The sequence below is a fragment of the Spartinivicinus poritis genome (genome assembly GCF_028858535.1).
Taxonomy (GTDB): Bacteria; Pseudomonadota; Gammaproteobacteria; order Pseudomonadales; family Zooshikellaceae; genus Spartinivicinus; species Spartinivicinus poritis.
In genome coordinates this window covers 19,971-38,249 of sequence record NZ_JAPMOU010000048.1, presented here as the reverse complement: position 1 = coordinate 38,249, position 18,279 = coordinate 19,971, and the positions used below count along the sequence as shown (strand labels likewise).

The following is an 18,279-nucleotide window of genomic DNA, read 5'->3' as shown; positions in this document are numbered from 1 at the left end:
CATGGGTAATGGATTAGCTGAGTTTGCAGATTAGGTACTCAGTTACACCTAAAAATGATTCGTTATGGGTATATAAAGTCAAATACAATTTATATAAAATGTATCAAAAATATATTAAAGACCTAACAGCAACTCACTCAGCCATACTTATTAATAGCACAAGTACTGAATATGAGAATATAATTTCTGAAGAGGGTTTTACAATTGAGTTTATTTCTAATACAAGTGAATCCAACTATACTGCTGAAGAACAGCTTCGTATTGCTAAAGAAGTTAAAAGTTCTTTAATAAACCGTGCTGTTAAGCATATCACTACCTTTGCGGATATACGATCATTGCTGCCTGCACTAAAAGAAACACCCGTTAAAGGCACAGGCATATTTACAAAAGAGCTGACTAAAAATTGCCTCAATAATCATTTCAGTGAAATCCCAGCAGCTATTAATGAGGAGTACAAAAAAGGTTATTCACTTACATGCCAGGATGCTCAAAATGATTTAGTCAATACAACAACTGCGATGTTTATAGAAAAGTTTGCTACGGCTACTACTAAAGCCAACTTTAAAGCAGCGCTAGATGTAGAAGTCACTGAAGAAGTTAAAGGTGTCTCCTATATTGACAGGGTAAAAGCTGTCACCTTTACCCCTCAAATAGCACAATAAAATCGATTAATAACAGTTGAGGCAGCTAGCCCAGAATCTTTAATATCTAATGAAGTATTCGGGCTAATGGCTGCCTTTTGCCTGATGCAAACTAAGCCTTCAAACTCTTTTCCACTATTTCGTACACATCCTTCGATAGCTCTGGCTGTTTTCTTATCCTGACTAACTCAGCTTTCATTTGTGCTTGATGGGGCTCGCCATAGCGTTTCCAGCGAGTTAGTGGAGTTAATAAACGGGAGGCTATTTGTGGATTCACGATATTGAGTTTAATGATATAGTCTGCCAATAATTGATAACCTGCTCCTGTTTCCTGATGAAAGTGTACGGCATTATTCATGGCAAACTGGCCAATTAACGAGCGAATTTTGTTAGGGTTTTTAATATCAAATGCCTCGTGCTCCTGTAAGCTGAGTATATGTTCAAACGCTCCAGGTAAACTACAGTTGGCTTGTACTGCCAACCACTGTTCCATTACCTGTACATCCTCTTGCCAACGTTGATAAAAATCAGCTAAGGCTGTTTTCGCTACTGGTTTAGCAAGCTCTGCTGGGGCATTGACTAAACAACTCAAGGCTGCGTATTTATCCGTCATATTGGTAGCGGTTTGATATTGCTTTTCTAATAATGCCAGCTGTTTTTCACCTAATTGGGATAAATAACTTAAGCAGGTGTTTTTCAGGCTTCGTTCTGCTATATCTGCTGCCGTGGGTTGATAGGCTTTATCCGACTGGAGTCGTTGATAAACGGCCAGCCAAGCTTCTGACAACGCTTCTGCCAATTGTTGTTTGGCAAACTCTCTCGCTTGGTGAATAGCCAAGGGATATATCGTTTCTGCTTGCTCTGCTAAATAACCTTCTGAGGGTAGTGCTAACATTTTCGCTGCTACTGCCGGGTCTAGTTGTTCATCTTGTAATACCGCTCGATAGGCTTGAATTAACCGATCATCTAAGGTTAATGACTGACTTTGTCGTGCTTTTTCGGCTAATTCTTCCAAGATATCCACAGCTAATTGCTGACCCGCCTCCCAACGATTAAAGCCATCACTGTCATGGGATGCTAAAAATAACAATTGATCCCGACTATAGGGGTATTTTACTTTCACTGGCGCCGAAAAACCCCGTAATAATGAAGGTAATGGTTGTTGAGCAATATTTTTAAAGATAAAGGTTTGCTGCTGCTCGGTGACATCCAATACTTGGGTTGTATCTCCAGCATCATTAAGCGCAATACCATTTCCCTTTGGATCTAACAGACCAATCGCTATGGGGATATGAAAAGGTTTTTTATCAGTTTGGCCTGGCGTTGCTGGGCAATGTTGTTTAATGGTCAGCTGATATTGCTGACTATCTTCGTCATACTGATCCATTACAGTGATGACTGGGGTACCTGCCTGACTATACCAACGTCGAAATTGGGTTAAATCAACCTGATTAGCGTCTTCCATGGCTTTAACAAATTCTTCAGTGGTGACAGCCTGGCCATCATGACGCTCAAAGTATAAATCACTGCCTTTTCTAAAACCTTCTTTACCCACAATGTTGTGGATCATCCGAACCACTTCAGCCCCTTTTTCATACACCGTCAGGGTGTAAAAGTTAGATATTTCTATATAAGAATCTGGGCGAATGGGGTGAGCTGTTGGTCCTGCATCTTCAGCAAATTGCGCTGTGCGTAAAAAATTAGCATCTTCAATACGCTTGACTGGTCGAGAATTCATATCAGCAGAAAATTCTGCATCACGAAATACTGTAAAGCCTTCTTTTAAACTGAGTTGAAACCAGTCACGACAGGTTACTCGGTTGCCTGACCAGTTATGAAAATACTCATGCCCCACAATCGCTTCAATTCGCTGATAAGCATTATCTGTTGCTGTATCAGGTTTAGCTAACACACAGGATGAATTAAATATATTTAACCCTTTGTTTTCCATTGCACCCATATTAAAGTGGTCGACAGCTACTATCATAAAAATATCCAGGTCATATTCACGACCATAGACGTCTTCATCCCATTTCATCGACTTTTTCAACGATGTCATGGCATGATCACATTTATCAATATTTTTATGTTCGGTAAATATTTTTAAGGTAATTTCCCGACCTGAGCAGGTAGTGTATTTATCAGTAACGTTGGATAAATCACCTGCCACTAGGGCAAATAAATAACTGGGTTTTTTAAATGGAACTTCCCAGGTGACCCACTGCTTACCATCTTTTCGCTCCCCCTTAGCAATATCATTACCATTGGATAACATTACAGGGTATTGCTGAGGGTCTGCAATAATGGTGGTTTTAAATTTGGCCATGACATCTGGCCGGTCTAGATAATAGGTTATTTTACGAAACCCCTCTGCCTCACACTGGGTACAAAACATGCCATTTGACTTATATAGCCCTTCTAGTGAGGTATTTTCTTGGGGTTTAATTTCGGTTGTCACTTCTACGATAAATGCCTTCTGAGTGACAGGAAGACTTAAAGTTTCATCAGTCAGTTCATATTGACTTGGCTCGATTGTTTTACCATCAACCAATACTTGTTTAAGCACTTGATCAGTGCCATCTAATACCAAGGGTGGTAAGCTGCCATGGGTTTTGTTTTCATTCAAACGCAGCGACAGCTTTGACTGAACGACAGTTACTTCCTCACCCAAGTCAAAGCTCAGTTCGGTATTGTCAATCCAGTAGTCAGGCTCTTGATAGTCTTTTAAGTAGATTGTTTTTGGTTGTGCGTCTTTCATTCAATTAGTTACTCGTGAGTTGGCCAGTAAGGATTCTCTTATCATATATACATTTATAAACAGTCTTTATAGCATATCCTCCCAATATAAATCAGCTCCGCCCCATCAAAGTTATTACAAGCTTATTTTTCGCAGCAGATAACCTGCTCTGTGGCTATACTGAAACCAACTTGTCACAATCATGCAGTAAGAAAGGGGTAATGACTATGAAACAGCTGCTGTCTATCTGGCTTTGGCTGCTGGCAAGCGTTTGTTATGGTGAAAAAATAACTGGCGCGGGTGATCCCTGGCCTCCCTTTCTCTCTCCGGATTTACCTGGCCAAGGTGTCGCTTTGGAAATTGTTACTGAAGCTTTTAAACGAGAAGGCTATGAGTTAGACATGAATTTTGTGCCTTGGGCAAGAGCTATTGATGGTGTAAAAAAAGCCAGCTATGACGTGTTAGTAGGCACCTGGTGGACAGAAGAACGGACTAAGTTTTTACATTACAGTGACTCTTATTTAGAAAACCGGATTAAGTTTATTAAACGTAAAGGAGATGACTTTGAGTTTAATGGGCTAGCAAGCTTAGATGGCAAAAAAGTAGGTATTATCAGAGGTTATGGCTACGGAGATGAATTTTTAAATGCGGCTAATTTTACTCGCCCTGAAACCAGTGACTTAATAAAGAACTTGAAAAAACTAGTGGCCAAGCGTATTGATATAACGTTAGAAGATGAAATCGTTGCAAAGGCTTTAATTGCAGACAAAGAACCCAAGTTAATTGAACAAATAGAATTTACAAACAATGCCTTATCTATTAACAAGCTTCATGTAAGCTCTGGTTTAAAGAATAAAAAACACAAAGCTATTATTGACGCATTTAATAAGGGATTAAAAGCAATTAAGGAAGATGGTACTTTTGATAAAATCTTACAAAAACATAAACTGAAGTAACTCCTTACCTTAACCTTCCTTTTTAAGAGGCTGTCGCAAAAGTACTTCAAATCCCTTCTCCCCTGTGGGGGAGAAGGTTAGGATGAGGGGGCTAGTTGTTCCATGTAGCGGTGTTTTTAAAGTAATTACACCCTCACCCCAGCCCTCTCCCAGAGGGAGAGGGAGCTAAAAATGGCTTTTGCGACAGTCTCAGAGGGAAAAGAAGGGACTTAGCCCCCACCTTTTACGACAGTTTTACCAGCTCATTTTCACATTATAAGCCGTAAACTTTCGGATATTTAATACACCTGTATCCAGGATTAAATACTGCCCTTTAATTCCCATCAGTTTGCCATTTACCAGCGGAATTTTGTCAAAATTATGGGTGATGATTTTGCTGGGATACTCATTAACTGGGTAACCGATTGATACCACTTCACTATCCGTCAAGGGTTGTACTGCTTGAATACCAAATTTTTCTTGTAACTCAGCAATTGCTTGGTCAAGTAATGGTGCTAGTTTATCCCGCTCTTGTTGTAAGTCTATTAGCTCAGCATTTCCTTTTAAAAGTGCACGCCAGTTCGTTTTATCGTTTAGCTGTTGCTTTAATGCCTTTTCTAATAACCCTGATTGTTGCCGTGTGGACACTTTTACAATCGGTAAGGCTTGGACAGCTCCTTGGTCTAACCAACGGGTGGGTATTTGATTTACCCGAGTAATCCCTACTTTCAAGCCTGTAGAATTAGCCAGATAGACGATATGATCCGTCATACAAAATTGATCAGCCCATTGGCTGTCTCGACAAGTCCCTTCGTGATAATGGCATTTTTCTGGGCTCATAATACAGGTGTCGCACTGAGGCAACTTTTTAAAACAAGGGTAACAATACCCCTGGCTAAAGCTTTTTTTGGAGCGTCGACCACAGTGGATACAGTGAATTTCACCCAAATACTCCAGCTGAATCAGCTGGTTAAGTAAATGATTTAACTCAACCATTTGCTCACCAATCGGCAGCTGATAACTGACTGGCTCTACCAGCTGGGCATGCATTTTTCGTAAGTCACCCACCATTGAGTGCTCAAACTGATAACTCATTTGGCTATGATACCTTACTGGGTGATTTTGATCGTGTCAGCACTTGCAGATTGCTGGCTCTTGCACGCGACAGGTATAAACCCCGTCCGTTGGTCTTCAGGTAAGTGCTTGGCTTCGTACGCGATAACTGCCTGCAATGACAGCTCACGCTGCTCACTGGTCAAACTCTGACCATTAGGCCAGCGACCAATTTCTACCGCTTGTTTTAAGTTTTGATAAATATCAGGGGTAATCTGGCTAATTAATTTTTCAAACTGCATGGGTTAATCACATCTAGGCTAATGTCACTGAGGGACATGCACGTCCCTTATTATGTTGCTAATCATAACCTATTCTGAAGGCATCGTTTAGCCCTGTTGGAGGCTGTCGCAAAACTACTGCGCTTGCAAATACAGCGTTAAAAATTGGCTCAAAGTGCTCATTTATTAAGTATAAACTCCGCCTTTTCGCCGATTTTTGCCTTGCCTTTGCTTCGCTCATAGCCTTTTGCGACAACCTAGTTGGTAATGGTCACCTCTAATACTAAAAATTGAGGGTGGTGGTAAATGGCGCCTTTTGCTCAACATTTACCCAAACAAAGTTTTTAGCCTGCAACTGTTGCTCACCATTAAAGCGATAGGCGACTAGTTTTCCGTACTTAACTGCACTGTAATCCAAGCAGGCAATATTAGGCTTAATGGGTTTCGGATCCCCCATTCGCCAATAATGACCGATAAACAGAGGCTTTTCCTGGGAGCTGTAATAACAGAGCTTTGCCTTTTGTTCTGCGGGTAATTTGCGGGTGGCTACTTCTGGTGGTAATGGATCTGGCTGAAACACCACATCCTGATAATAGGTAGGTGATTTCGTCCAGAAATCAGCACGGAACACATGTCGTTCATAGCCATCTTTTGCACGCATAATAATGCCGTCAGGTAGTGGTAAATTAATACCCCGCATCAGTCGGTTAATCATACGCCCTGGTAGCGCGTGACGATCCATGGTTTGGAGCAAGCCTTCATCCGTTAGTCGATTGTGGCCATATTGTTTCAAATATTCATCAATCAGTGACTGATCCCAGCAAGCATGTACCACACGAAACTCTTCAAGCTCTAGAAATAATGGCATGGCTTTAAACCAGGCTAAAAAGTCTCGCCAATCTTGAGGATGATTAGCAAACTGATCCAGAGTTTCCTGAATAATACGAGTATGACGAGCTGTTCGCTCACGCAAGTAACTTCTGCCAGAACTCGCTGGCATAGGCGTAAAATAGCCCAATGCATTAAACTCATGATTTCCCATTACAATCTGTGCACCCGCTTGGTCTACCATATCATGCACAATATGTAATGACTCACGTATTCTGGGGCCACGATCAACGATATCCCCAACAAACACCGCCTGTCGGCTTTTATGCTGCCAAACTCCACGCTTTTTGCTGTAGCCTAGCTGCTCAAGCAGCATTTTTAGTGCAATGGCACAGCCATGCACATCGCCAATTACATCATAACCTTGCTGAGGTAACATCACTTACATCGCTCTCATTGATCTAACCGATTACCCCAACCCAGCTTGTTGCGGCAGACTTCATAATAATTATGGTTTAAAGGGTGAATAAGCTTTAGCTTTTGTGGCTTTTTATAAATAGTGACAGTATCACCCGGTGCAGCAGGAATGTTCACCTGTCCATCACAGCTAACCTGCGGGTAGGTACCAATCTGACTGCTGATGATGATTTTAATTTCACTATTACCATCAATGACTACTGGTCGACTACTCAAGGTGTGAGGAAACATGGGTACTAATACAATGGCATCAAGCTTGGGGTGCATTATAGGCCCACCACCCGATAATGAATAAGCTGTAGACCCTGTCGGTGTAGCAATAATTAATCCATCAGATCGTTGGCTATAAACAAACTGCCCTTCAATATACAGCTCAAACTCAATCATTCGGGTTGCTTTACCCGGATGCAGCACCACATCATTTAGTGCATCAGCTTGTCCAATAGGCACACCATCGCGCTTAACTATTGCTTCTAACAAAAAACGGCTTTCAATAATGTATTTGCCATCTAAAACCTCTCCCACTCTAGCCTCAATTTCATCTGGAGAGATATCGGTTAAAAAGCCCAGTCGGCCTCGATTAACGCCTACTACGGGTACTTGTGACTTTGCCAGCGCTCTCGCCGCACCTAACAGGCTGCCATCACCACCAATCACAATCACAAGATCGCAGATCTCTCCCATCATTTTAGGCGTACAAGTTTGTAGCCGGTGGCCCGGTAGCAATTCTGCAAGTTCTTGATCTAGGATGACATGACAGCCACGGCTTAATAAAAAGCGTTTTAGCTGCTTTAAGGTATCAACAACCCTAGCAGACCCTAAACGACCGATGACCCCAATGTTTCTAAATTGCTCCATAGTATAAAATAAGCGTAGTAATGGTAGCTGAATGAAGAGCTAGACATAAAATGTATGTCAGACCAAGCCCTATTATAACCAATATCTTTAGAGCACCTCTAATAATTGTTTACAGTCTATGGTCTTTTGGTAAATTCGCAATCAAGGCGTTGGTTTGAAGGCGTGCTAGTGGCCTGTCGAAAGGCAACAACACTGAGTACACATTGATCTGATTTTCATTCGGTATAATGACATAGAGCCAACTGATTATCGGCGACTCACACTAACATCCAACTGCTAACTAAATGTTTTATGACAACCCTACAGTTATCACTTGATCAGCTAGAACGTGACCTGAATTGGATAGCAAACAGCCCAGTTTTATTGGATTTACATTATTTACCTACAGGTTATTGGTTAACCAGCCCTCTCCATCAACATGCTCAATTTACTGTCAATCAACATGACTTAAAAAACTTGACTGAACGTTTAGCTTCTAGAAAAAGTCACTTATTGGGTATTTATTATGAGACTCTCTGGTACTATTTATTAGCTGAAAAATTAGGCAGCAAACTATGTGCTACTAATCTACAGATTAAATCCAGCAAGGGCACATTAGGTGAGTTTGATTTAATTTATCGGGCTAGCTCATCAGATCAGCTATTTCATCGAGAACTAGCTGTTAAATATTATTTAGGACTACCTTGTCACTCACAAGAAAACGTCTCCCCTTGGTCTTGCTGGGTTGGGCCAGGCTTAAAAGACCGGCTGGATTTAAAAGTCAATAAATTAATAAATAAACAAGGGCGTCTAAGCCAATCAATTGAAGGACAAACCTTACTACAAGAACGCCAGCTATTTCCTGTAACTGCTGAGATTTTATTACAAGGCTATTTATTTTACCCTTTTGCCGCTCACTGCCCTGCTCCTGAACATGCTTATACAAACCACTTAACGGGTTATTGGCTAACCTCTTCCCAGCTGTCAGAATTTATTGACCACAAGCAACTAACTGATGAATTTGTGGTGCTGGCTAAACATGAATGGCTATCGCCTTTTAGCAACACTACAAGTACTGTACAACATCGGCTGTTTTCTTCAGCAGCACTTAGTCACTATGCCACCCAACACTTTACAACCAGCGCTTACCCCTACCCCTTGTTAATTGCCAGTGGCTCAAGCAATCATCAATTTTGGCAAGAGACTCTTCGCTTTTTTCTGGTGCCTGATGACTGGTTACGGAGAGCAAAAAAATAGTGGTGATTCAAAGAGTGTTAACAGGCCCTAGCCTGGATATTTCACTGGGATTTATGAGAATTTCCTGAGACCTGATGCAGCGTTTGAGCAACCTGCTGCTCCATTCCTCGGCAACCTTGTAAGCCACCAGTATGCACCACCAAAACACGACTACCACTGGCTATTTTTTTATTTTTAACCTCCTCTACCACCGCTTTCATCATTTTGGCTGTATAAACAGGGTCTAAAGGAATATTGGTGGTTTGAGTAAAATTATCCATAAATGCCACTAGCTCTGCTGATAGTTTTGCATAACCTCCTTCATGAAAATTGCTAAGCAACTGCCACTGGGCTCCTTGGGTATCCAGCTTAGTCAACCAATCTTGAATTGCTTGCTGCAGCCACTGCTCTGCTTTTAATACTGGCACTCCCAGCACCTTCTGGTGAGGCTTTGCTACCGAGATAATTCCCGCTAATGTCGCCCCCGTTCCACAAGCGGCCACAATCGTGTCAAACTGCTGATAGCTTGGAACTTCAAGCAATATATCCTGGCAACCCTGCACACCCGGTAAATTAGAACCACCTTCAGGAATCCAGTATACAGGCTTAGCCAATGAAAAATACGCCATTAACTCTTGCCAATATTCCTGTTCATAACGGCGTTGATAATCGAGCCGATTTAAATAATGAAGTTGCATCCCCCACTCAGCGGCATCAAGTAGCGTTGGGGTAAGCGGCTGACTAACATATCCACGAATAAAACCTACTGTTCTTGTTTTTAGTAATTTACCTGCTGCCGCTAGAGCATGAATATGATTAGAATGAGCACCACCAAAACTCGCCAGAGATTGATAACCTTGCTGTAAAGCTATCTGCAAATTATTCTTTAATTTATACCATTTATTCCCAGACAATAATGAGTGCACTGCATCTAGTCTTAATATGCTCACCTGTACATTCATTTGCTCAAATAGCGGGTAATTAACAGCTTGTAGTTGTGGTTTAGCAACTGTTGTAGTCAGTGCCTGCCATTGATCACTCATAAATACTCCAGTTTTAGTAAGTATTGCATACACACCAATAGCGGTATTTTATACTTTTTTACTGTAGTAGTTGAATAGAATTAATGCTATCTAGAGGAACTTTATAAGGCAGTGAGACTGTTAGTTCAGGCAAAAAAAAACGATGAAAGCACTTTATTAGTTCAGCACTTTCACCGTTTAGTGTTTTATGAATACCAGCAGGTATTCATAAATTTTTCAGACTTATTGAGCTTATCGCGATACTTTTAGCTGAGGAGGTTGGCCACTTTCTATCTGTTCACCTTTTTCATCTTTTTCTGTTTTCTGGTGATCGACACACATGCTTGACTTGTCTACCTCATACTCTCTGGGTACCTCAACCCTAGCAATGGGTTGACCACAGCGCTTGCCATTAACCGTTGCATCACAAGTTGCATTCTCATAATGCCTGCGCCAACTCAAATAATGCTCTTTCGATACAAAACAACGCTTGGCTACATAAGCAATATTATCTGCTAAATACTCATCAACATCTTTAACTGGAATAGTCACATGACCCACCCCTGGGTGATAGGCCATAAACATAACACCTTTAGCTGCCAATTGAGCTAATACATCACCAGGGTGGGTGATTTTTAGTTGTTTATTTTCTTGTTGCAACCTTTCAAGCTCTAACTGTTGCTGCTTATCAATATCTTCTAAATAGCTAATTTCAACATCTTTTGCTTTGACTAAATCACGTAGCTCATTAAGTTGAGTACGATACTTAGCCTCTACTTTTTTTGTGATCGACTCTTTCAGGTCAGCCAAACGATTTTGGTTTTGTGCCTCAATATCTTGGAGCAACCGCGTCATTTCTTTGCGGCTAGTTTGATATTCTTGATTCTTTTGAACTAACTGCTGTCTATACTGTTTTGCCTCATGCTCAGCTTTTTTTAGTTGCGACTTTAATTCCATTAGTTCTAAATCAAGCTTCGCTACACTATTTTCATGCTTAAGCTGTTGGTTTTGAATACGTTGATCCAATTGATCACGTAATGCTTGCAATTGTTGTTGGTAACCTTGCACTGATGACGGCTGCTTAGCTACTGGTTTTTGTTGTGGTGGCTGAGGGGCCGATGGCTCTACATAGTCTTCGTAGAACCGTAGTTTATTTCTTTTAAGTGCAGCCTTAATTAATACCAACTCATTAATCGCTGATGGCTTGGGGTCCCATAATAATCGCTGATGCCAGCTCACCGGACATTGAGTACGACAAGCAATACGGATATGTCCATCTCCCAAATCAGGACCTCTTCCAGCTACTTCTGCCATATGCTGAACTGGAATATTCCATTTACAATCAGCTCGACCTTCTTCGTTGAAGGTTAAATAAAACAACACAACAGACTGAATAGTTAAAGAAGGGGCTACTCTGACATAAGCGCCTTTAACCGTTTGTGAAGCAAACTCCTGCACTAACACGATGCCATCCAAAATAGCATCAAACTCTGAATATAGCATTTGCTTACAGAGTCCATGACTATTAAAGAACATGATGGCTTCTTCAAAGGATTTGTGTCCCAAGGTCTACTCCTTTTACCTTACAACAAGGTAACTAAGTGTCGTTTATGCTGAAAATATGATCAATAGAAAGTGGTTGATCTATTGTCATCTCCCCCCAATACTGTCAGCGCAGCTATTCGATTCTCTCATTAAACTACTGGGCTAGTGATCGAATCTTTAATTTTGTTATCAACTTATCTGAAAACAAGCTGAAAACTCAAGCTGCTTCAGCCGTGTTTATTTATAAAAAATAAAACAACAACTTCTCATCGATGAACGAGGCTCTCAATCTGTCGGTTTTATTATTCACTGTTTATTAATAGCAGTTACCAAATGACTGCTAGCTTTTATAGCGGCTATAACCGATCAAAAAAGCACACCCTGCATTCGACATATATTTTATTGAATTGCCACACCCTCTAATGTGAAGGAATCACCATTAGCTAGATCAAAATTCGAGCATAGATAAATTCCTTCGCGCATTAAAAAATACGTCAACGTTTTACTTACGAGTACCTCAAATCAATCCCGCAGAATCAATCACAGTTTGTAAAAACCCAAGAATAAAAACTCTCTAAAGACGATGTGATTTTTGGCAAATAACGACTAATGCAGGATGCAAGAACAGAGAAAACGTACGATTTTTAATCAAACTTAACTATACCGCAAGCAATAGCAAAACTGAAGTTAGGTTAGGAGGGATAGCAAATAAAGAACTTAATAAAAAAGCCGACTAGCTATGCTGCTTTAAAAACGGCCATAAAGCAGACCAATTAATAAACTCACTTACTTTCCAGTGAGTTAAACTTGCGATAGTGTTGCTATTCTTTACAACTCAAATGCATCATCAATATCATCGTCATCAAACTCAACAGGCTCATTTGACTCCAACAACTCTTCTAAATAGTCTTCCACAGGTTGCACTCCTAGTTTTATTGATTTTTATTAAGACTACACAAGGCAAATAATATACCAAACTGATGTATATTTAATGAATTAAGGAATACTAGGAGTATCAAGAAAGGAGTTGGCGGAGCGGACGGGACTCGAACCCGCGACCCCCGGCGTGACAGGCCGGTATTCTAACCAACTGAACTACCGCTCCATTTGACTACTTAGCAAGCAATCATGAACTGAGCTACTACTCTAGTTAGTGTCACTAACTTTTCTTTGTAGCTTTTAACTGCTAACTGTCGATAATGGTGGGCAGAGAGGGGTTCGAACCCCCGACCCTCGCCTTGTAAGGGCGATGCTCTCCCAGCTGAGCTATCTGCCCGACAGTTGAAGCGTATTCTACTGATAATCCTTAAGCTGTCAAGTTTTTTCAAATATGATGATAAAAACTATTTCGACACTGCTGATAGTGTAGACAGTTACAATAGATAATCACCATCCTATCAACAAGCATTTCTGCTTCGGTAATAACATCAGCACCCAAAATATTGCACTTCATTAATGCACTGAATTAGTGCATCTCTATAGTTTAATAGCGCAATACAGGGCGCTTATACTCTAGTAAGTAATCTATCCCTAATTTACGCTGTCACACTCACATAAACCCGAACAACGCCAGGCTCATCTTGAGCATCAATACGAATCTTATCAACTGACAGTTGATACTGGTTACGTAAATAGACTAGCCATTCTAACAACTTTTGATAAGGCACTTTTTCAGCCCAAACGGTTACTCCCTGACTCCCGGGTTGTACTCGGCTCAGCTTAATACCACTGCGCCTGGCAGCACTGGTAACAACCGCTGAAATTTTATCTTTACTAAACTGCTGCCCTCTAGACTGACTGGCTTGCACCTGCTTGGCAACGGGGGCATTCACCTCTAGCCAGGCCAGGGTTTCTTGCTCACGAAAATAGTCAGACTGAGCATCATTTGCCCATTGAGCCAATGGCTTCCAAACCATGACATAAAGCAGTACACAAGTTAAAAAACCAATCATTAATAACAGTGCTTTTCGATCTCGCTCATTTAATGCCTGATACTTGCTGTGAAGTTGCTTAAATGCCGCTGACTGTTGTAACTGCTCAGATAACGCTTTCATATTTTACTAAACCTTGATGCTGATACGCGCCAGTACGCTAGCTTTCTCTTGGTTAGCTGTTTCCAAATTAGCTGAAAGGCCGCTGCCCTTTAGCTTTTGTACATAGTTATCCAAAATCTCATAACTTTTTGCATGCACTTCGATAGTGAGCGAACCTGCTGACTGGTTAAAATCCAAACTCTTCGGTTTGATTTGCTGCCCTCCCAGTTGCTGGGTTACAGAAGAAACATTCACCAACATATCCATGAAGGGACTTTCCTGTTTGCCACCACCTGCTGCCTTTAAGCGGCTAACCATCCTTTCCTGCAACTCTTCTTCTGCATCATCATTTGGGTACACATCCTGATAAAGAGAAATGCTTTGCTGTTTCAGATTGTTGGTTTGCAAGTCAAAATAAACCCCTTGCCCAACATTCAAGCCAACAGCCAGTACCAGCCAACCAGCAACTAAGCCAACCAGTGGTTTCCAGACACCCAGTCCAGTGTTTTCAGAACTAACGCCATAGGGGTCTTGGAACAAGTTAATAAACGCAGAGTAATCCGTTCGTTGTAAAAAACTACGGCATAAGTAGTGAAAAATAGTGCCTTTCAGTGCAGAATATTCCAAGCTAATTTGGTGGCTTGCCAGCTGAGTTTCCAGCTGTTTTAGTAACTTTTTCACTTCAGTGGTTAAAGGCTTAGCTACTGTTACTTTAATTTGTTTAAACTCTGCGGCAATTGCTGCACTTGGGTCATCCTCCACATCTATTTGTCGATATTCAGAAGGGTTTTCTAAAACCGTCATTAGCGTTGAGGGCAATGCATGCATATCCAGGCCAAAAAAACAGTTTGGTGGAATCGCCAGCAAAGAGCGATCACCATCAATAATGGCCTGAATGGTGTCATCTTTGGTAGTAACCAGTTGTGACTCAGAAATACACAGCATTGGTACTAAACCAATTGCATGAATAGCTTCATAGAGGGGCGCTATATATTCATGATTAACGGCTGCCACAGGTAACATTTCATTAGCAACTTGCCGGTTAGTCACTATATGCATATCGTCAATATCATTGATCAGATATTCTTCCAGCATAAAAGGCAGCGCCTGTTTCAGGTGCTTCATTTGGCCTGCATTCACTGGCACATTTAGCATAAGCACATGATCAGCAGGCACTACCACAACTACTTTTACCTTATTGATCCCTTCCTGCTCAGCTAATGTTTGCTCAAGGGCAGTCAGCTGTCCCCGGGAAGGGCCAAAATGCAGCTCACCTTCTGAATTGCACCCAAGCCATTCAGCGCTTATCTGATCTGGCTCAGAGCCAGATACATCTGTAACGCGGATAAAAAGATACCCTTCCATAACAACAGTGACCTACCTACGTTAGTCTTTTTTTACTTTTGGTTTAGCCAATCGAATTAATGGTTGCCCTTCTTGCCGTGAGATCACACTCACACCCTGTTTAGGACTCCGATGAAAATAACTCACTAAGTAATATTCTGCATCGGCAAACTTGGTTTTTATGACAGCCTTAAAATAATCACTTTTGATATCCAGACTGCCTTTAGGAAGCTTGTCTCCTTTCCCTGCTAAAATCTGATGGCCAGTAAAGTCATCAATTTTTTTAAACCCTTCTTTTCCTCTAGCCTTAACAAGGTTCTCAGCAGAACGCTTATCTAGCCCTTCTATCAAAGCCTGAAATATTTCAATTGGAGCTGTATTAACATTAATTTTAGTATCTCCTGATGCAGCTGGGATCACTGTTACAAAAGGAGCCAGTTTGCGATAAATTTTATAGTCCATATTGGCCAGTAGCATTAGCTCTGATACAGAGACCATTTGATCATTAGCAGTGCGGTAGGGGTTGTCACCTAACAAATAGTCATCATCCTCAGCACCGCCAGAACTCACCTGTTGGTTGGTGTCAACCCAGTCCACAATTTGGCTGACAATTTGCTTGGCTTTATTAGTTTCTATACCTTGTAAGCTTAACAACTTTTCAAGAACAACCTTACTATTTAGAGGGCTACCCTTTTGGTTATTACCTGGATTATTTCCTCCTGGAGTGTTTGAAGGATTACCACCTGGAGGCTGGTTGTTATTATTTGAACCAGTTGCAGCTAAACTGTTTAAATTAATAAACCCTTGCAGATCAAATACATCAATTTCAATTTTACCAATATCACCCGTATCGATTTTCAATTCTTCCTGTTGATAGTGCCAAGCTTCAAAATAGTGATCTTTAACTGCTTTATTACGCTCATCATTTTCCTTGTCAGCTCGCAGTAATTCAGCAACTAATTGCTCAGCAGAATAAGCGTATTGCTTGGCTTGCTGGCGCATCAGCAAATGGCTGGTGCGCTCAGTTTCTAAACGTATGTTGGTTACTATTTTTGCAGCTAAAACAGTGATTAAACTAAAAATCACCATGATAAAAATAAGGGCTACCCCTGTTTGTTTATTTAGCTGCTTATAACTCATCCAGTTCATCTACTTCGTTATTTTAATCAACAAAGGTTAATTAAGTCTGTGGTGGTTTAGGTAACTCTTGGCTATTATTATTCCCCTGTTGATCAGGCTGTGGAATAGTAATACCCATAATAATTTTATTAACCTGACCATAACGTGGATCAGTTAAGGAAATTTCTATGCCTAAGGGTACTTTTTTATTGGGATCTTGTTGCTTGCCACCACCAGGAAAACCCTGAACTTGCTGGCTGCTCGCAGGCGTTGCCCATTCGGTTTTCCATTTTCGGTCTTGATCTAAAAAACGCACAGAGACATTTTGCAACTTCTCAATTAACACTTGCTGTTTTGGTTTGGTTTCTCCTGGCCGGTCTAAAGATAACCAATATTGTCGTATTAATTGACCATCTGAGGCTTCAAAAATATAAGCCACCCGCTGGATATTACTTCGCTTAGCATAGCTAGGGTTTCGCCAGCCTGCTTTGCTAAATTGAATTAAAAAGCCATCTTTATTAGCAATAAACGCAGGCTGTTTATCACCCAGCTCATTACGAATAGGACGAGGCGTTATTTGACTAAGATCTTTTTCAATAATGAGTAGCGCTCGCTGCAATTGATTAATGCGCGCTAAACTTTTTTCTGTCGCTTGTTTAGTATTGGCAACCGTATCAAATAAACGAAAAGCGGCAATGCTCACGATTGAAAATAACGCAATAGCAATAAGCAGCTCTAATAGAGTAAAGCCGTTTTGTTTAAAATATTTTCCAGGCACGACAGTACACTTCATTAAGACTGTTTCCTTAAATACCCCGTTAAGGTAAACAATACGTTATCTTCTGCAGATTTAGTTTGCTCTTGTCGTGAAACTGTTAACTCCACTTTATTAAAATTTTCTTGAGAGGTTTTTGACACTTCAGTCGTTACTTTCCAGTTACGTTGTGCAAAACTAACCGTGCCTTCTTTTTTACCCAACTCAGGCCACTGAGCTTCTAGTTGCATACGAGCTAATTGGTTTTCGGCAATCCAGCTGGCAAGAATTTTTTCTTCTAAATAAATTGTTTGCTTAATAGCACTGCCATCAGAAATAACTAACACAGCGGCAGCACTGGCAAAAATAGCCAGTGCCACCATTACCTCTAGCAAGGTAAACCCTTTAGTCTTGCTTTTTAACTTCAACACGGTTGATTCCGTCTGCCACTAGCTTTTTGGGTTTGTCATGGTACTCACTGTCAATCGTGAGCTCGAAAGGTGTCACTTGTGTATCTGTATAAATGACAACTTGAGGCTTTAACTTAGACTTTTTCTGCTTTTTATCCTTTTCACTATCACTTTCCAGGCTAAAACTGGTTTTATCGTCTTCATCCTCATCAAACAGTTTAAACTTGGTAAACTTATCGTCTTCTGCACTTAACATCAGGCTATAACCCTCAGGTAATTGGTGAGGGCGAAATGAACCTTCTTTGAGCTCTAACCATTGGTTTTCTACTTGATCATATCGCAGCCAGCTATAGCCAGAAGGTTCAGCCTTAAACCCTAGCTCATACCCCTTGACCAGCGCTTGATCAACTGCCAGTTCAAACAGCTTGGTTATACGTAGCGCCTCATCATCCAGTCGCTTACTTTTATCACCAAGTAAAGGGCTTAGCACGGTTATACCAATCAAGGTGCCAATGATGACTACCACCACTAACACCTCAACTAGTGTAAAGCCCTGTTGTCTTGGTAAACGAGACAACACCTGCATTAATTACTCTTCCCAGTTAGTAATATCAGCGTTGAAGCCTTCACCACCTTTCTTGCCATCAGCACCGTAGGAATATAAATCAAACGGCCCATGTACACCGGGAGACAAGTATTTATATGCATTACCCCATGGATCAACGGGGACTTTTTTCAGGTAAGGGTTATTCCATCCTTTCGGTTCTGGCGAGCCACTGGGTTTTTTCACTAGCGCATCTAACCCTTGATCAGTGCTGGGGTAATTAAAGTTATCTAACTTGTACATATCCAGTGCTGATGCAATTGCTCGTACATCTCCTTTTGCAACAGTTACTTTGGCCTGGTCTGGCTTACTCATGATATTGGGTACTACTAGCGCTCCTAAAATCCCTAAGATAACGACTACAACCATAATCTCTATTAAGGTAAACCCTTGCTGCGCTGACTTAGCAATCACCTTTTTCAC

General features: G+C 41.0%; 17 protein-coding genes and 2 tRNA genes. 3 read left to right on the top strand and 16 right to left on the bottom strand.

What is annotated here, in order from left to right:
* The first annotated feature begins 98 nt into the window (after nt 1-98).
* A complete protein-coding gene (locus tag ORQ98_RS23835; RefSeq protein ID WP_274691323.1) occupies nt 99-662 on the top strand; it encodes a hypothetical protein in 564 nt (187 codons plus the stop codon).
* A gap of 91 nt (nt 663-753) precedes the next feature.
* On the opposite strand, the gene pepN is transcribed toward ORQ98_RS23835, so the two are convergent.
* The gene (gene pepN / locus ORQ98_RS23830) at nt 754-3,399 is read right to left on the bottom strand and encodes an aminopeptidase N (protein ID WP_274691322.1); all 2,646 of its coding nucleotides are present in this window, start codon (nt 3,397-3,399) and stop codon (nt 754-756) included.
* A 206-nt stretch (nt 3,400-3,605) separates the two neighbouring features.
* Between pepN and ORQ98_RS23825 the strand changes: the two genes are divergently transcribed.
* Nucleotides 3,606-4,334: a substrate-binding periplasmic protein gene (locus ORQ98_RS23825; protein WP_274691321.1), complete on the top strand. Its 729-nt coding sequence runs from the start codon at nt 3,606-3,608 to the stop codon at nt 4,332-4,334.
* Between the two features lie 234 nt (nt 4,335-4,568).
* Here ORQ98_RS23825 and ORQ98_RS23820 read toward each other — a convergent pair whose 3' ends face one another.
* The 4 genes from ORQ98_RS23820 to ORQ98_RS23805 form a co-directional block, all read right to left on the bottom strand.
* Entirely contained in the window at nt 4,569-5,408 is an 840-nt protein-coding gene (locus ORQ98_RS23820; RefSeq protein WP_274691320.1) for a DUF2797 domain-containing protein, read from the bottom strand.
* A 14-nt stretch (nt 5,409-5,422) separates the two neighbouring features.
* The gene (locus ORQ98_RS23815; protein WP_274691319.1) at nt 5,423-5,668 is read right to left on the bottom strand and encodes a YeaC family protein; all 246 of its coding nucleotides are present in this window, start codon (nt 5,666-5,668) and stop codon (nt 5,423-5,425) included.
* A 262-nt stretch (nt 5,669-5,930) separates the two neighbouring features.
* On the bottom strand, nt 5,931-6,914 hold the full coding sequence (locus tag ORQ98_RS23810; RefSeq protein ID WP_274691325.1) for a metallophosphoesterase: 984 nt from the start codon (nt 6,912-6,914) through the stop codon (nt 5,931-5,933).
* A 14-nt stretch (nt 6,915-6,928) separates the two neighbouring features.
* The gene (locus ORQ98_RS23805; RefSeq protein ID WP_274691318.1) at nt 6,929-7,810 is read right to left on the bottom strand and encodes an NAD(+) kinase; all 882 of its coding nucleotides are present in this window, start codon (nt 7,808-7,810) and stop codon (nt 6,929-6,931) included.
* A gap of 291 nt (nt 7,811-8,101) precedes the next feature.
* Here ORQ98_RS23805 and ORQ98_RS23800 point away from each other — a divergent pair, with 291 nt between their 5' ends.
* A complete protein-coding gene (locus tag ORQ98_RS23800; RefSeq protein ID WP_274691317.1) occupies nt 8,102-9,046 on the top strand; it encodes a DUF1853 family protein in 945 nt (314 codons plus the stop codon).
* Nucleotides 9,047-9,087: 41 nt separating this feature from the next.
* Here the strand turns inward: ORQ98_RS23800 and ORQ98_RS23795 are convergent, their stop codons facing one another.
* From ORQ98_RS23795 to gspG, 11 genes are all read right to left on the bottom strand, one after another.
* Nucleotides 9,088-10,068: a 1-aminocyclopropane-1-carboxylate deaminase/D-cysteine desulfhydrase gene (locus ORQ98_RS23795; protein ID WP_274691316.1), complete on the bottom strand. Its 981-nt coding sequence runs from the start codon at nt 10,066-10,068 to the stop codon at nt 9,088-9,090.
* 231 nt (nt 10,069-10,299) lie between these two features.
* A complete protein-coding gene (locus ORQ98_RS23790; protein ID WP_274691315.1) occupies nt 10,300-11,613 on the bottom strand; it encodes a hypothetical protein in 1,314 nt (437 codons plus the stop codon).
* A gap of 1,007 nt (nt 11,614-12,620) precedes the next feature.
* Nucleotides 12,621-12,697, bottom strand: a tRNA-Asp gene (locus ORQ98_RS23785).
* A 95-nt stretch (nt 12,698-12,792) separates the two neighbouring features.
* Nucleotides 12,793-12,868, bottom strand: a tRNA-Val gene (locus tag ORQ98_RS23780).
* Nucleotides 12,869-13,127: 259 nt separating this feature from the next.
* On the bottom strand, nt 13,128-13,646 hold the full coding sequence (locus ORQ98_RS23775; RefSeq protein ID WP_274691314.1) for a type II secretion system protein M: 519 nt from the start codon (nt 13,644-13,646) through the stop codon (nt 13,128-13,130).
* Nucleotides 13,647-13,652: 6 nt separating this feature from the next.
* The gene (gene gspL / locus ORQ98_RS23770) at nt 13,653-14,990 is read right to left on the bottom strand and encodes a type II secretion system protein GspL (protein WP_274691313.1); all 1,338 of its coding nucleotides are present in this window, start codon (nt 14,988-14,990) and stop codon (nt 13,653-13,655) included.
* Between the two features lie 21 nt (nt 14,991-15,011).
* Complete coding sequence (gspK, locus tag ORQ98_RS23765; protein ID WP_274691312.1) at nt 15,012-16,109, bottom strand: type II secretion system minor pseudopilin GspK; 1,098 nt, start codon at nt 16,107-16,109, stop codon at nt 15,012-15,014.
* Between the two features lie 40 nt (nt 16,110-16,149).
* A complete protein-coding gene (gene gspJ / locus ORQ98_RS23760) occupies nt 16,150-16,881 on the bottom strand; it encodes a type II secretion system minor pseudopilin GspJ (protein WP_274691311.1) in 732 nt (243 codons plus the stop codon).
* Nucleotides 16,881-17,273, bottom strand: coding sequence for a type II secretion system minor pseudopilin GspI (gene gspI, locus ORQ98_RS23755; RefSeq protein WP_274691310.1), 393 nt, complete (start codon nt 17,271-17,273; stop codon nt 16,881-16,883). Before gspI ends, gspJ begins: the two co-directional genes overlap by 1 nt.
* The gene (gspH, locus tag ORQ98_RS23750) at nt 17,248-17,838 is read right to left on the bottom strand and encodes a type II secretion system minor pseudopilin GspH (protein ID WP_274691309.1); all 591 of its coding nucleotides are present in this window, start codon (nt 17,836-17,838) and stop codon (nt 17,248-17,250) included. Before gspH ends, gspI begins: the two co-directional genes overlap by 26 nt.
* A gap of 3 nt (nt 17,839-17,841) precedes the next feature.
* The gene (gene gspG / locus ORQ98_RS23745) at nt 17,842-18,279 is read right to left on the bottom strand and encodes a type II secretion system major pseudopilin GspG (protein ID WP_274691308.1); all 438 of its coding nucleotides are present in this window, start codon (nt 18,277-18,279) and stop codon (nt 17,842-17,844) included.

Bases quoted from the DNA above. Each gene is read 5' to 3' on its own strand.
- ORQ98_RS23820 (WP_274691320.1), bottom strand. From the start codon at position 5,408: ATGAGTTATCAGTTTGAGCACTCAATGGTGGGTGACTTACGAAAAATG.
- ORQ98_RS23825 (WP_274691321.1), top strand. From the start codon at position 3,606: ATGAAACAGCTGCTGTCTATCTGGCTTTGGCTGCTGGCAAGCGTTTGT.
- gspJ (WP_274691311.1), bottom strand. From the start codon at position 16,881: ATGAAGTGTACTGTCGTGCCTGGAAAATATTTTAAACAAAACGGCTTT.
- ORQ98_RS23805 (WP_274691318.1), bottom strand. From the start codon at position 7,810: ATGGAGCAATTTAGAAACATTGGGGTCATCGGTCGTTTAGGGTCTGCT.
- ORQ98_RS23800 (WP_274691317.1), top strand. From the start codon at position 8,102: ATGACAACCCTACAGTTATCACTTGATCAGCTAGAACGTGACCTGAAT.
- gspK (WP_274691312.1), bottom strand. From the start codon at position 16,109: ATGAGTTATAAGCAGCTAAATAAACAAACAGGGGTAGCCCTTATTTTT.
- ORQ98_RS23815 (WP_274691319.1), bottom strand. From the start codon at position 5,668: ATGCAGTTTGAAAAATTAATTAGCCAGATTACCCCTGATATTTATCAA.
- pepN (WP_274691322.1), bottom strand. From the start codon at position 3,399: ATGAAAGACGCACAACCAAAAACAATCTACTTAAAAGACTATCAAGAG.
- gspL (WP_274691313.1), bottom strand. From the start codon at position 14,990: ATGGAAGGGTATCTTTTTATCCGCGTTACAGATGTATCTGGCTCTGAG.
- gspH (WP_274691309.1), bottom strand. From the start codon at position 17,838: ATGCAGGTGTTGTCTCGTTTACCAAGACAACAGGGCTTTACACTAGTT.
- ORQ98_RS23810 (WP_274691325.1), bottom strand. From the start codon at position 6,914: ATGTTACCTCAGCAAGGTTATGATGTAATTGGCGATGTGCATGGCTGT.
- ORQ98_RS23795 (WP_274691316.1), bottom strand. From the start codon at position 10,068: ATGAGTGATCAATGGCAGGCACTGACTACAACAGTTGCTAAACCACAA.
- ORQ98_RS23835 (WP_274691323.1), top strand. From the start codon at position 99: ATGTATCAAAAATATATTAAAGACCTAACAGCAACTCACTCAGCCATA.
- ORQ98_RS23775 (WP_274691314.1), bottom strand. From the start codon at position 13,646: ATGAAAGCGTTATCTGAGCAGTTACAACAGTCAGCGGCATTTAAGCAA.